This window comes from Paenibacillus sp. GCM10023252 (assembly GCF_042653305.1).
GTDB lineage: Bacteria > Bacillota > Bacilli > Paenibacillales > Paenibacillaceae > Pristimantibacillus.
Map to the genome: position 1 here is coordinate 35,821 of NZ_JBHSHW010000032.1, position 13,002 is coordinate 48,822.

A 13,002-nucleotide genomic window follows, 5' to 3' on the forward strand; every position below is an offset into this window, starting at 1 on the left:
ACATGTTCCCATTCCAGACAGCGCTTAACGCTTCCACGCTGGCTCCATTCCAGCTTGGGGTGAAGGAGCAGATTGAGGTTGCCGCGGCAGCAGGCTATGAAGGAATAGAGCTGTGGGTTAAGGATATTGACGCATACCTAGAGAGCGGAGGGACGCTGAGCGAGCTTCGAGCTTTCGTTCGGGATACAGGCATTACCGTTGCGAATGCAATCGCATTCTGGACATGGGCAGATGAGGATGCGGGCAGACGGGCGGAGGGGCTGGAGCAGGCGAAGCGGGAGATGGCCATGCTGGCCGAGATCGACTGCCTCGCGGCCGCCGCGCCCCCTTACGGACAGGTGGAGGCTGTATCGCTGGACGACATGGCTGGCGAATATGCCCGGCTGATTCAGGAAGGCCGCAAGCTAGGCGTGGAGCCGTACTTGGAATTCTGGGGCAGGTCTAAGCGTCTGTCACGGCTGAGCGAGGCGGTGTATGTAGCGCAAGAGAGCAGGATGGAGGGAGCGAAGCTGCTGGTTGATCCGTACCATATGTACACGGGCGGCAGCACGCTGGAAGGGCTGGGGATGCTGAGCGGGACCGCCATCGGAATCGTCCATGCGAATGATTATCCCACTTCACCTGCCCGCGAAGCTATACAGGACAGCGACCGAGTCTTCCCCGGCGAAGGAATCGCGCGTAGTCAGCTCCTGGCACAGACACTGTATGCCATCGGTTACAGAGGGTACCTCTCCCTGGAGCTGTTCATTCCGAACTACGGCCCGCTAACCGCCTTGGATGTGGCGAAGAGAGGACTGGCCTCCTTGCATACGACCTACAGCATCTCTTCCTTAAGCACATAGTGTGGAGTGGGTAATAGCGAAGGAACGACTTCATAGTCATCTTGGATGACGAAGAAGTTCGTTCCTTTTTTTGCCTTGCTATAACTCACGAGCGATAGACAACCTGCAGTATGTCTCTGTATGACCAAGCTGTTCCGCCAAGCCGATTGCTTGTTGTCAGAAAAAAGCGGCAAGCTCCTCAGCAGTCTGTGCCGCCGGCAGCTTCTTCGTATGGCCGAGACCCTTGCGGCTGACCAGCCTAGCGCTCGGAAGTGCCTGGGCCAGCGCCTGCGATGCATGCCGCAGGGAAGCGGGACTCTCGGTTCCCTCGAGCACCAGCGTCGGTATGGTGACGCTCGTCCATTGCTCGGCAGGCAGCGCCTTGCCTTCCGTATAACCCGCCAGCAGCGCCGCATCGTAAGGGAGCGTATGGGCCACTGCCATCAGGTTAGACCATACCCCTGGCAGGATTCGCATGAGGGTGACGATGAAGGAGGGTGCCCCCATTCCCTTCGTCATGAAGTACTTAATGGCCTGCGCCCGTTGATTCGTATGGATGAGCTCGTTCAAGTGCTGCAGGAAGTCTGCAGGCGGCTTCGGATCTCCTGCATCCACGACGAATGGAGGCTCATGCAGAGCGAGCTTCGTAATGTTCGCTCCGCTGACTGCCGCTTGGAGAGCCAGCACGGCACCGGAGGACAAGCCCCATACATAGGCGGAGCCGCCGGCTGTCTGGATGAGGGCGTTAAGATCCTGAATCTCCTTGTCTACGGAATAGGGTAGCGTATTCCCGCTGTCGCCGCGTCCGCGGCGATCATAGCTGTAGACGGTGAAGTGCTCGGACAATAGCTCCGCCAGCTTCACTAGCCCCGGGAACTTCCGGTAGCTGAATGCCCCCGTTACGAGGATAAGAGATGGGCCTTGACCTGCCTTGTCATACGCGATCTTGGTGCCGTCTGCGGAATGGACCATGTTCATGGTTGGTTAGTCTCCTTTTATATTCGGATAGTAGTACGACGAATGGCAGGGGGCATAATCGACCGGCCGGTATAAAAAATAATTGGGCACAAAGACAAGATATCCTTAGGCATAATTTGTATGTTACGATTTTTAATATATTTTATACCATGTCGATTGGGAAGGGTTACATTCGTTGTCAGGATAAGAGGCGGACATGAAGGCTGTCTCTATAACGACTCACAGGAGGGAATACCAATGAGATTCATGATGATTGTGAAGGGGACCAAGGATTCAGAAGCGGGCGTCATGCCAAGCCAAGAGCTGGTTGAGGCCATGCAGCGATACAATGAGGAGCTCGTCCGGGCAGGCGTACTGCTGGCAGCAGACGGCTTGCATGCGAGCTCCGGCGGCATTCGTATCTCCTACCCAGAGCCGGGAGGCAAGGCCAAGGTGACAGACGGACCCTTCAGCGAGGCGAAGGAGATTATTGCAGGGTATACGCTCATAGAGGTGAAGTCCAGGGAAGAGGCGATAGAGTGGGCGCTGCGCATGCCGGACCCGCATGGCTATGGAGAAGGGCAGATTGAGCTGCGGCAGGTCATCGATATGACAGATCTGAGCCAAGATCCGCAGACGCTGGCCAAGGAAGCAGAGCTGCGCGAGCAGATGGGCAGAGCGAAGGGGTCATGAGCACCGCCGCTGCTGGGGCTGCTCAGCGAATCGAAGCGATCTGGCGGATAGAATCAGCTAAGATCATCGGGGGATTAATGCGAATCGTTCGCGATGTTGCTCTCGCGGAGGACTTGGCCCAGGATGCGCTGGTCATTGCCCTGGAGAAGTGGCCGGCGGCAGGCATTCCGGACAACCCTGGCGCCTGGCTCATGACGACAGCGAAGAGGCGGGCCATTGACTATCTTCGCAGACATAAGCTGCGCGACGAGAAGTATGCCGAGGTAGGCCGCAGCAGCATGCTGTATACGGAGCAGGATGTAGAAGAGGCGGTGGATGGGGAGATACGGGATGATCTGCTGCGGCTGATCTTCACGACCTGTCACCCATGCCTGTCCCAAGATGCACGGGTGGCATTGACACTCCGATTGCTGGGCGGGCTTACGACGGGCGAGATTGCTCGTGCCTTCCTAGTCGCGGAATCTACGATTGCACAGCGTATCGTGAGGGCGAAGAAGACGCTGAGTGCGAATCGGGAATCGTTCGATGCGCCATCTGGCCGTGAGTTCCGGGAACGTCTGGACGCTGTGCTGGAAGTCATCTATCTCATGTTCAATGAAGGATATGCGGCTACGTCGGGAGGAAGCTGGATCCGTCCGCTGCTCAGCCAGGAGGCTCTGCGTATCGGCAGAATACTTGCTGCGGCGGCAGTGGAGGAGCCGGAGGTTCATGGCCTCGTCGCGCTCATGGAGATTCAAGCCTCGCGCTTCCGATCCAGGATAGGCTCTCGGGGAGAGCCTATCCTGCTCATGGACCAGAATCGCGCACTATGGGACCAGCTGCTCGTTCGACGCGGACTAACTGCGCTCGAACGTGCACGGTCGCTCGGCCGACCACTCGGTCCCTATGCGCTTCAGGCCTCTATTGCTGCTTGTCATGCTCAGGCCCGCAGCGCAGAGGAGACCGATTGGGCACGCATTGCTGCCCTCTATGAAGCATTATCAAGAGTGATGCCTTCCCCGGTTGTTGAGTTGAATCGGGCGGTAGCTATAGCCATGGCGTTCGGTCCAGCATTCGGTCTGCAGCTCGTAGATGAGCTGAGGAAGGAGCCATCGCTGAAGGAGTATCATCTGCTGCCAAGCGTGCGCGGTGACCTGCTTGTTAAGCTGGGGCGGCTCGGAGAAGCTCGCGAGGAGTTCGAGCGAGCGGCAATGCTCACTCACAACGAGCGGGAGCAGGAGCTGCTGCTGAAGCGGGCGGCGGAGTGCGAGTGAGGATATGGCGAGCAAGCAGATTGTGAGTGGGCTCATTGCGAGTGAGCGTAATGCAAGCAAGCTGTTTGTGAGTGAGCGTATGCGAGGATGAGAAGGTTTTTTTTGTGATCATACAGCCAAGAATGTCGATAATGGCCCGCCCCATTCGTTGTTCAGATAGAGGCCAGGATAGCAGAGCATGTTAACTGGTTCTACGATACGAACAGCGGGAGGGACAGAGGATGAGGTATATGTTGTTGGTTAGTGGAAGCAAGCAGTCCGAAGCAGGAGTGAAGCTTAGCCTTGAGGTGAGTGAGGCAATGAATGTGTTCCATGCATCGCTAGAGAGGGCAGGTGTATTGCTTGCTGCAGATAGATTGCTGCCGAGCTCCAGCGGAATTCGCATCTCCTATCCGGGTGGGGGAGGCGAGCCGTGCGTTAAGGTTGGTCCATTCGAGAGTGACGGCTCACTCCTTGCCGGATTCACGTTGATTGAAGTGAGCTCGGAGGCAGAGGCCATTCAGTGGGCGCTTAGGATGCCCGATCCGTATGGCGGAGGAGTTGAGCTCCGGCGGTTGGATGAGCGTAAGCAAGAGCAAGAGCAAGAGGAACCTCATGTTGACCCCAGGATTCATGGGGTTGAGACGTATCTGCTTGAGCAGAGGGCGATGCTGCAGAGGCTGGAGTAATTATTTTTTTTCATATACGAGGCTGTCGATTAAGGGAATGGTCATTCGTTGTCTTCATAGAGAGCGGGCAATGACAACTATATAAGAAGCTGAGGAGAGATACGAGATGAACCAAGAAGTGACAGAATTCATAGCTGCGGTGCAGCAGCAATGGCAGGCCGAATTATGCGTGAAGCTGCGCGAGGTTGCGTATGCGGCTATTCCAGATGCTCAGGAGCGTATGCAATATAAGAAGCCTCATTATCTGAAGAACGGGAAGTACGCGGCGGTTATTAGTACATCGAAGGATGCGGTAAGCTTCACCATCTTCGGCGCGAGCGGGCTGGAGCTGCCGAATGGCCTGTTCGACGGTCCGCCGGAGCGGAAGACAATTAAGCTGAAGAAGGGGCAGGCGGCAGATGCCGAGCTGCTTACGTCCTTGCTTAGGCAAGCGGCGGAGACGCTGTAGCCACCAGTTACGGAAGAAGTGCGACAACTAACGATGGAGAGGGATGTTGAGCATATGAATCAATCACGCTGGAGAACAATCGCATATTGGGTAACAACCATCTTGGGGCCAGCCAGCTTCGTCATTGGGGGGACGCTGTTCCTCATGGGAGCGGAGCAGCCGGTGGAGCAGATGAAGCATCTGGGGCTTCCGCTGTACTTGCTTAACATTCTAGGGGTGTGGAAGCTGCTCGGCGCCATCGCCGTGCTGCTCCCTCGCACTCCGCTGCTGAAGGAATGGGCCTACGCGGGGTTCTTCTTCCACCTGTCAGGTGCGGCCGCCGCTCATGCACTTGCCGGCGATGGCTTCACTGCTATTGCGCAGCCACTCGTGTTCCTGGCACTGACCATTGCCTCCTATCTGCTGCGCCCAGCTAGCCGGAGGTTGCAGCTGGGGTAATCTAGCTGGCAGACTAGCTGGTGGAGCGGAGCAGGGCGAAGTAGAGGTAAAGATTACGGAGCAAAATAGAGGTAAAAACTACCTCTATTTAGTCAAAGTAGCTTGACCGGAGTGAATTAGAGGTCCCCAAAGACCTCTAATCGGTCAACTCCTTCGTCATGAACACACTATAGGGATCAAGGATGTAATCAGCGAATGGCTCGCCATACTGGAAGCCATAGCTCTCATAGAGCTTACGAGCAGGTTCAAAAGCCTCCATAGAGCCTGTCTCTAAGCTCAACCGCTTATAACCCCTCCGCTTAGCTTCTTCGATAATATGCTCCAACACTCGCCTTGCGACCCCTTTTCGAAGATGCTGCGAAGCGGTTCGCATAGATTTGACTTCGGCATGGGTAGGGTCCAGCTCCTTAACTGCCCCGCATCCGAGAAGCTCACCTTGCTCCCACACACTCCAGAAGGATACTTCCGGCTTTTTGAGCCCATCTAGATTAAGTGCATGTGTACTCTCGGGCGGGGATAGAGAGGCCATCCCTTGCAGATGCTCCCCAATTAATGCAATAATCTCAGGTCCGGTTAGATCATCTCGTCTTATCTCCAATGCAATCACTCCAAGCGCATGAATGTATACATAGTAGTATAAGGCTCCTACATGCAAGGCTCAACTATATGAAGTGATACACATCGGAGTGCAGCGTGCAACTAATCTGTCCGAAGTGCGTCTTGTAAGTAATAGGAAATATAGTTAGCCAGTCTCCGACCATCTATTGAATATTCGGCACCATACAACATAGACAAGGAAGTAGAGCAGAGCTTGAATAGAAGCGGATTGAATGAACAGGAGCCTCTCGTCCTCATTGAAAATATCTCTTAAGCTCAGTCCTAGGCTTACATAATAGACAATGACTACGGATGCTCCAGCGGCAGGGTGCAGAAGCAGCTTCGCTAAGAAGCCTATTGCAGTCCCCTGAGAAATTAGCCTCTGAATCACTAAAGATATAGGAACTCCAAAAATGGCTGTCCCAATGGAGCATATAATGGCTGCGTAGCAAAAGCCTAAAAACGTTCCTTCTAAATAGAGAATGGATATAACCCAAGCACTAATGGTTGACGAGACATAGATCGAGAGAATGATTAGCCATATTCGAGTATACATAGATACCTCCTGACATACATCGGTACCTGCAGTATAGCCTTCAATGAATGGATCATGCAGTTCTAAGTTCTGTAGTACCTAACCGTTATGAGGGGGGGGATTAAGGGTGCAAACAATCAGGCAAAAGCGCATAGCCCTATCACTGCTGTTAAGTCTAATCATCGTGCTTGGCTTATTGTGGCGAATAGGGATGCTCGGAATATGGACAGAAGGAATCGGTTATATTGCCGACCGAACGACAGAGTATAGTAATGACAATGGCCACGACGTTCAAGGTGACTACTCCATCGCCATTAACTTAGCAGACCTAGAGAGTAATATTGGGAAAGAGATATACAATGACGGTAATTACAAAATCTATGTGGCGTGGGTAAACACTTCAGAAAGTATTAATACAGGTGGTTACAATATTGGATTCAGGTCTTCTGGAAAATACTCACGAGATGGCGCTACGCTAGTGTCCGGAGTGAAGCATATAACGTTAGATCATCATTCATTTACCTCTGAGATGTCGGCGAAAATGACGGCACAATATCGATCGGTAATCTATAATAGCTCGACATACGGAACTAGTGGACTAAATTATAAGGACGGGGATGACTTTTCCTTTTACATCTTCCCATCAGAAGCTTATGAGTCAGGTGGAGTCACATTAAATGAGACAGGTGTCGTTCAGGTTACTCTCTCTAACCTATACAAAAATGTATGGACCAAGAGATAGATGATATGGGGGGGGACAGGATGGCAGACCGAATTAGTGAGGTAATACGTCTTTATTTTCAGGATGAAAACTATGAGATAAAAACGGTTCCGTTCGGCCTTACGAATCTAACTAGAATAATAGAGCTTGAAGGTGAGAAGTATGTGCTTCGTATTTATAACCCGCATACGAAGAATGCTGAAAGTGTATCATTTGAAGCAGGGCTAACCGCATTCTTAAGTGAACAGGTACTCTCCTTTAAAGTTCCTTTGTTTATACAGAGCCGAGAAAGAGGAAGACCCTTTGTGGAGCTGTCGGACGGAACATTGGGGGCAATGGTATCTTTTATAGAAGGTACAGTCCCGGAGTTGTCCACTATGCAGCACGCAGAGAACTTTGGTTCTGTCCTAGGTGAGCTAAGTTCTGCTCTAAGTAAGTATCAACCTGAGGATCACACCTACGTTGGGATCCCTTTCACTAATCTATACGATTTACATCCTCTGGCTAATCGTTTGACTGTTAGGGATTTTCTTAAGCAGCCGCCATTCCCCATCTCACCAATTATGATTACTAACTACAATAAGGCTGCTGAAGAAGTTGGAAAAAATATACATGTACTGGCAAGCTTACCAAGTCAATGGGTGCATCATGATGTGCTCATTTATAACCTTTTGTCTAGAGATGGGGAAATTCAAGGCGTTTTAGATTATGACTTCACTTCCATGGATGTGGGCTTCATGGAGTTCGCCATCTCACTCATTCATATTCAACAGCGTACAAGCGGTTCTTGGGAAATGATCGAGAATTTCGTTAGAGGATATTCGCATTGGCGCAACCATTCTCTCGACGAACTGAGGCAGCTGCAATTACTAACTCAGGTCTACCATCTTGCTGTGCTCCATATTTACATAGGCCAACATCAAGCAGGGCAAGAGATCGAACAGAACTTTCTGTACATATTGAATCAACTCATATCTACTAATGACTGGTTGGATGAGCACCAAACGAGACTAAGTCAGCTATTATACGCTTATTTATCCTAAGTTGATGAAGATAATTGGAGGTAACGTAACGATGAAAAAGTTCATTCGAGCACTTTTACTAGGAATAGTCTTGGTTGTTGGCTATTATGGATTCCACATCGTACAAGGAATGATTCTAACGATGACCTATACCCCTGACCTATTGGAGGCCTATGACTCTCACGACTATGTGCAGCATAAGGTATCCTTCGGAGTAAGCCCGACCAGCCCGATGCGAACAGCGATGGAGATTAGTGGCTTAATGGTAGTGGGTATGGTTCTCACCTACACGTGGGACCGGTTGAAAAGGAAGAAGAAGGGGAACTAGCCAATGAACATAAGAATATTACAAGAGTCGGATGCGGCGAGCTATCAGCAGCTGCGGCTCAGTGCCTTGCAGAACAGTCCGGAAGCGTTCGGATCGACTTATGAGAGGGAAGCGGCATTCTGTATGGAGACGGTTGCTGAGCGTGTGAAGCCAACTCCAGCCAAGTTCGTTCTTGGCGCATTCGATGACAAAATGACGTTACTGGGCATAGTCTCCTTCGTTCGTGAGACCGGCATGAAGACCGCTCACAAGGCGAACATCTACGGCATGTATGTGGCAGAAGAAGCCCAGGGCAAGGGAATAGGCAGGCTGCTTATGATGAAGCTCATTGAGTTAGCCCAAGAATACAGTGGCGTGGAACAGCTTAACTTAACGGTTGTATCGGACAATGAACCAGCGAAGCGACTGTATGGATCTCTAGGGTTCGAGGTATATGGGGTGGAGCGTCACGCTCTGAAGTATGACGGTCAATATAATGACGAGGACTTCATGGTGCTGAGGCTCTTATGATGGAGTTAGGACTAGATGAGATTGCGGACGATGTGAAGAGGCGATTCCGAGTCCACATAATAGAAGCGTCACCTATCGACAAGGGCTGGCTTAATGTCAAGTGGAAGGTCATGACGAATGAAGGACCATGCTTCCTCAAGTTGTATCATCCAGAGCGGTACAAGCTTCATCTTCATCCCGACCGTCGAATCGCCATCGAGAAGACGCTGCAGCTTCAGGACGGGATGAGTGAAGCCGGTGTTCCGGCTCCTTACGTGCTTGCTGACTATGGACAGTACCTGCAGGCTACTCCTTCGGGAAGGCATTACGCTATGATGGATTGGGTAGACGGCTACAATGCCATGGCAGGATTCATGACCTCTGATCAGATGTACGACTTAGGCAGAGTGACTGGTCGAATGCATAAGTGGCTTCAAGCGGTACCCCTGCTGGATAAGCCAGTATGGAAGCCAGATAAGGCAGCTTACTTGAGAGATTGGCAGACGAATTGGGACAAGGCTGCTGCGGCGGGTGATGACACGGTTATGGAGTGGCTTAGGCGGTCACATGACATTGCGGTGTCTGCTGATTTCCACATTCACGACAGAAGTCCGATTGGATGGCTTCACTGGGATCTATGGGTGGACAATCTGCTGCTGAATGAGCAGAGAGTAGCGGGCATTGTGGACTTCGACCGCATGACGGTGGGGTATCCAGAGATGGATGTGGCGCGAGCAATCTTGTCCGGCTCTCTGAGAGATGGTCACCTGCAGCTTGAGACAGCTAAGTCCTTCGTGGATGGATACCGTACCCAGCAGGAGTTGCCGCACGGCACCCTGTCTCGGGCAATTCGGATGCTGTACTTCTTCGAGTCAATCTGGTGGCTGCGGACGGAGATTCGCGAGGAGAGCGAGCTGCGCAGTCTGCTTGGCCGATTCGTAGAAGAGATACATTGGATTCAAGACCATTGGTCAACCCTATTGGAGCTGGATGAGCTATGAAGGATGAAGGGTGGTGAGAAGATAGATGAGACCGCTATACCCACTTCTACTTATAAGCATGCTGGTGATGTTGCTCGTAGGATGCAGTGAAGAAGTACCTGCTAATGAAGAGCTAGCTGAGAAGCACGTGAGAGCACAAGGGTATGCTATAGAATCTTCCATGCATGAAGTGACTAGCTATACTTTTGAGAAAAGCAAACTAGCCAAGAAGCCGGATTCCACGCCACTTCAACAAATCTGGGGCGTGCAAAAGACAGCACCCGACGCATATTTGGACAAAGAAATAAGCATCTATGGGTTCACCGTCTCCGGTCATCCTCTGGAGAAGCCATACAAGGCACGGACCAAGGTGTACATCATGATCTCCCAAGGCCAAGTAATTGGAGGCTACTCCTTCCCCGATATTGAACGGCTTAACGGAGCTGTATATTCCTTGAATGGTAAGACACAAGAGGAGGTAACAGGACTGAGCTACGAAGAGTGGACGGATCATTGGAAGGAGAAGTATGGACCTTAATGGGCTGGCTTGCCGGTTGGCCTACTTGTTGCAGCACCTACTCCTGCCCCACCCCATAATGCCGAGCCATATCCGCAACCTGTCGCTGCAGCTCCTCCAATAATTCAGTAGGCTCAGCCACCGTCACATAATAACTGTAGCTGAGAATGCTCTTAACAGCCCGTTCCATGGAGGAGTAGCTTGCGTTCACCGATAGTGAACCATCGGAATTCGCGATAATCTTGTCATAGCCGAACTCATCTCTCACCCTCGTCACCACCTCAGGACTGAAGCGAAGCAACGCTCTAATCTTCGCAAAGTCGGCCTTGCCCATGAACTGCTGCTCCACATCCTGCAAGGTATAGCCACGCCTCACGAACGACTTATTCAGCGTCTGAAGCTGATTCATACGGGTGAGCCGGAATACCCGAATATCCTCTCTAGTGAGGCAGTACCCATAGAGATACCAGACGTATCCCTTCAGGAAGAGCCCCATAGGCTCAATCGTTCGGCTCGTCTCCGCACCCTTCTGATCCAGATAGGCGAACTGAACAAGCTGCAGCTCCTTAATGGCTTGCTGGAGGGGGGCAATCTTGTCTCTATCATTGGGTGTCGGAGTGAAGTCCATATCTAAGGAATAGGTGTCACCCATACCGTGTTGACCTGGCATCAGCGCGCCAATCCTCTCCAGCAATCGATCAAGGCTCGAATTATCTGTGGCCGATCGTGCGCCGCGCAGGGCGGAACAGATGGAGGAGAAATCATCAAGAGACAGGATCTGCTTATCCAGCCGATAGCCGGACATAATCTCGAACCCGCCATCCGAACCGGGGAAGGATACGATAGGAATGCCTGCTTGATTGATGGATTCCATATACCGGTAGATGGTGCGGGGAGAGACCTCGAATCGTTCAGCCAGCTCGGTCGCGTTGACTCGAGTCTTATTCAATAAGGTCATAGTTATAGCAAGCAGACGATCCAGCTTCACTAGAGGCTCCTCCTCTCGGGCATATGTCTTATCCCTGCAACATCCATTCTACTCTCTTATCTGAACTGGCGGAAGAACGTCTGTAAGTCAGTTGTCAGCAGCTTCGGTTCATCCAAGGCGGCGAAGTGGGTACCACGTTCGAATTCCGACCAATGCACGATGTTCGTATTATCCCGCTCGGCGAACCGCTTCATCGACTTGAAGTCATTCCCGAACACAGCGATACCTGTCGGAGTCGTATTCGGTTGCTCATGCTGCTGGCCATTGTGCGCATTCTCATAATACAAGCGAGTGGATGATTCGGCCGTCTTGGTCAGCCAATACAGCATGACGTTCGTTAGCAGCGCATCGCGATTAATGAAGTCGACATGGTCGCCGAATCCATTGAACAGCTCTGCAATCCAGGCAAGCTGGCCTGTAGGAGAATCCGTCAGTCCATAAGTAAGTGTCTGTGGCCGGGTCTGCTGAATGGCATTGTAGCCTGCCCGCTCGTGGAAGTTCGCCAGGAACTGCAAGCGTGCTTGATCATCCTCAGACAGATCCACCATCTCCTCTGGATCGCCGGAAGGGAAGGAGAACAGCTGCAGCACATGGATAGCAAGCAGACCGTCAGGCTTCTGCAGGGCCATCTCTCGGGAGACGAGCGCTCCGCAGTCACTGCCGTGAGCGCCGTAGGTGTCGTAGCCTAGACGGTTCATCAGCACGGCCCAAGCTCTGGCGATGCGAGCAATATCCCAGCCCTCCTCGAGGCTCGGGCCCGAGAAGCCGAAGCCGGGCACGGAAGGAATGACGAGATGGAAGGCATTCGCAGGATCTCCGCCATGCGCCCTAGGATTCGTCAGCGGTTCGATGAGCTCGAGGAACTCCACTATGGAGCTCGGCCAAGCATGCGTCAGGATTAGCGGCATGGCATCAGGCTCAGGAGAGCGGACATGCAGGAAGTGCACCTCAGCTCCATCTATCGTGGTGAGGAACTGCGGGTATTCGTTCAGTCGAGCTTCATGCTTGCGCCAGTCATATTCATTCTGCCAATAGGCGGCCAGCTCCTGTACATAAGGCAGTGACACCCCATACTTCCAGCCAGCACCTCGCACGGCATCAGGCCAGCGAGTATGAGCCAACCGGTACTTCAGATCATCCAAGTCAGATTGTGGAATGGCGATGTGATATGGAACCATTTCCGTGCTTGCTTCATTGGTACTCACTGAATAGTTTGTCATGGTATAGCCTCCTCGAATTTAGGGTTACTTGTGTTTGCGTTCTTCTTTATATGCTTATAGTAGAGCACGAACCCTGACAGCTTATTGTCAGGGTTCGTGAGCTTGATCATTTTTTTTTGGCATAGATATAGTTAAGCGAACCGCCTCATAATCCGCCCACATCTCGAATGTGACCAACACGAGTGCATAGGTAATCTGATGAAAATCACCCAACGAGGAGCCGGAGGGAATTAACCTAGATAGTTCCCCTGCGCCTGCTGCTGTGGGAGCGGACATAGCGGAAGGGTTCGCGCTAGCTTTTCAACCCATCCCGGACGTACAGAATAT

Annotated in this window: 17 protein-coding genes; 12 read left to right on the top strand and 5 right to left on the bottom strand. The window is 52.1% G+C overall.

Annotated features, from left to right (window positions below; translation table 11 throughout):
• The first annotated feature begins 2 nt into the window (after positions 1 to 2).
• The gene (locus ACFO9Q_RS19230; protein ID WP_379185123.1) at positions 3 to 842 is read left to right on the top strand and encodes a sugar phosphate isomerase/epimerase family protein; all 840 of its coding nucleotides are present in this window, start codon (positions 3 to 5) and stop codon (positions 840 to 842) included.
• A 156-nt stretch (positions 843 to 998) separates the two neighbouring features.
• On the opposite strand, the gene ACFO9Q_RS19235 is transcribed toward ACFO9Q_RS19230, so the two are convergent.
• Positions 999 to 1,799 (bottom strand): alpha/beta fold hydrolase, encoded by an 801-nt coding sequence (locus ACFO9Q_RS19235; protein ID WP_379185125.1) that lies wholly within the window; start codon positions 1,797 to 1,799, stop codon positions 999 to 1,001.
• A gap of 237 nt (positions 1,800 to 2,036) precedes the next feature.
• Between ACFO9Q_RS19235 and ACFO9Q_RS19240 the strand changes: the two genes are divergently transcribed.
• The 5 genes from ACFO9Q_RS19240 (at position 2,037) to ACFO9Q_RS19260 (ending at position 5,278) form a co-directional block, all read left to right on the top strand.
• Positions 2,037 to 2,471 carry a YciI family protein gene (locus tag ACFO9Q_RS19240; RefSeq protein WP_379185127.1) on the top strand — a complete coding sequence of 145 codons (435 nt, stop codon included), beginning with the start codon at positions 2,037 to 2,039 and terminating at the stop codon, positions 2,469 to 2,471.
• Positions 2,468 to 3,724: an RNA polymerase sigma factor gene (locus ACFO9Q_RS19245; RefSeq protein WP_379185129.1), complete on the top strand. Its 1,257-nt coding sequence runs from the start codon at positions 2,468 to 2,470 to the stop codon at positions 3,722 to 3,724. The genes ACFO9Q_RS19240 and ACFO9Q_RS19245 overlap by 4 nt, the downstream gene beginning before the upstream one ends.
• A 221-nt stretch (positions 3,725 to 3,945) precedes the next feature.
• A complete protein-coding gene (locus tag ACFO9Q_RS19250) occupies positions 3,946 to 4,392 on the top strand; it encodes a YciI family protein (protein ID WP_379185131.1) in 447 nt (148 codons plus the stop codon).
• A 106-nt stretch (positions 4,393 to 4,498) separates the two neighbouring features.
• On the top strand, positions 4,499 to 4,840 hold the full coding sequence (locus tag ACFO9Q_RS19255; RefSeq protein ID WP_379185133.1) for a DUF1801 domain-containing protein: 342 nt from the start codon (positions 4,499 to 4,501) through the stop codon (positions 4,838 to 4,840).
• 54 nt (positions 4,841 to 4,894) lie between these two features.
• Entirely contained in the window at positions 4,895 to 5,278 is a 384-nt protein-coding gene (locus tag ACFO9Q_RS19260) for a DoxX family protein (RefSeq protein WP_379185135.1), read from the top strand.
• A gap of 136 nt (positions 5,279 to 5,414) precedes the next feature.
• On the opposite strand, the gene ACFO9Q_RS19265 is transcribed toward ACFO9Q_RS19260, so the two are convergent.
• Both ACFO9Q_RS19265 and ACFO9Q_RS19270 read right to left on the bottom strand, forming a co-directional pair.
• Positions 5,415 to 5,876, bottom strand: coding sequence for a GNAT family N-acetyltransferase (locus ACFO9Q_RS19265; protein WP_379185137.1), 462 nt, complete (start codon positions 5,874 to 5,876; stop codon positions 5,415 to 5,417).
• A 144-nt stretch (positions 5,877 to 6,020) separates the two neighbouring features.
• Positions 6,021 to 6,266, bottom strand: coding sequence for a hypothetical protein (locus ACFO9Q_RS19270; RefSeq protein WP_379185140.1), 246 nt, complete (start codon positions 6,264 to 6,266; stop codon positions 6,021 to 6,023).
• A gap of 271 nt (positions 6,267 to 6,537) precedes the next feature.
• Here ACFO9Q_RS19270 and ACFO9Q_RS19275 point away from each other — a divergent pair, with 271 nt between their 5' ends.
• The 6 genes from ACFO9Q_RS19275 to ACFO9Q_RS19300 are packed head-to-tail and all read left to right on the top strand — an operon-like array spanning position 6,538 to position 10,488.
• Positions 6,538 to 7,152 (top strand): hypothetical protein, encoded by a 615-nt coding sequence (locus ACFO9Q_RS19275; protein ID WP_379185142.1) that lies wholly within the window; start codon positions 6,538 to 6,540, stop codon positions 7,150 to 7,152.
• A gap of 20 nt (positions 7,153 to 7,172) precedes the next feature.
• On the top strand, positions 7,173 to 8,174 hold the full coding sequence (locus ACFO9Q_RS19280) for a phosphotransferase enzyme family protein (protein WP_379185144.1): 1,002 nt from the start codon (positions 7,173 to 7,175) through the stop codon (positions 8,172 to 8,174).
• Positions 8,175 to 8,205: 31 nt separating this feature from the next.
• On the top strand, positions 8,206 to 8,481 hold the full coding sequence (locus ACFO9Q_RS19285; RefSeq protein ID WP_379185146.1) for a hypothetical protein: 276 nt from the start codon (positions 8,206 to 8,208) through the stop codon (positions 8,479 to 8,481).
• 3 nt (positions 8,482 to 8,484) lie between these two features.
• Positions 8,485 to 8,991, top strand: a complete 507-nt coding sequence (locus ACFO9Q_RS19290) for a GNAT family N-acetyltransferase (RefSeq protein ID WP_379185148.1) — start codon at positions 8,485 to 8,487, stop codon at positions 8,989 to 8,991.
• Positions 8,988 to 9,971, top strand: coding sequence for a phosphotransferase enzyme family protein (locus ACFO9Q_RS19295; RefSeq protein ID WP_379185150.1), 984 nt, complete (start codon positions 8,988 to 8,990; stop codon positions 9,969 to 9,971). Before ACFO9Q_RS19290 ends, ACFO9Q_RS19295 begins: the two co-directional genes overlap by 4 nt.
• A 25-nt stretch (positions 9,972 to 9,996) precedes the next feature.
• Positions 9,997 to 10,488 (top strand): hypothetical protein, encoded by a 492-nt coding sequence (locus tag ACFO9Q_RS19300; protein WP_379185152.1) that lies wholly within the window; start codon positions 9,997 to 9,999, stop codon positions 10,486 to 10,488.
• A gap of 37 nt (positions 10,489 to 10,525) precedes the next feature.
• On the opposite strand, the gene ACFO9Q_RS19305 is transcribed toward ACFO9Q_RS19300, so the two are convergent.
• On the bottom strand, positions 10,526 to 11,455 hold the full coding sequence (locus tag ACFO9Q_RS19305) for a helix-turn-helix transcriptional regulator (protein ID WP_379185154.1): 930 nt from the start codon (positions 11,453 to 11,455) through the stop codon (positions 10,526 to 10,528).
• A 56-nt stretch (positions 11,456 to 11,511) separates the two neighbouring features.
• The gene (locus ACFO9Q_RS19310) at positions 11,512 to 12,675 is read right to left on the bottom strand and encodes an epoxide hydrolase family protein (protein WP_379185156.1); all 1,164 of its coding nucleotides are present in this window, start codon (positions 12,673 to 12,675) and stop codon (positions 11,512 to 11,514) included.
• Positions 12,676 to 13,002 lie beyond the last annotated feature (327 nt).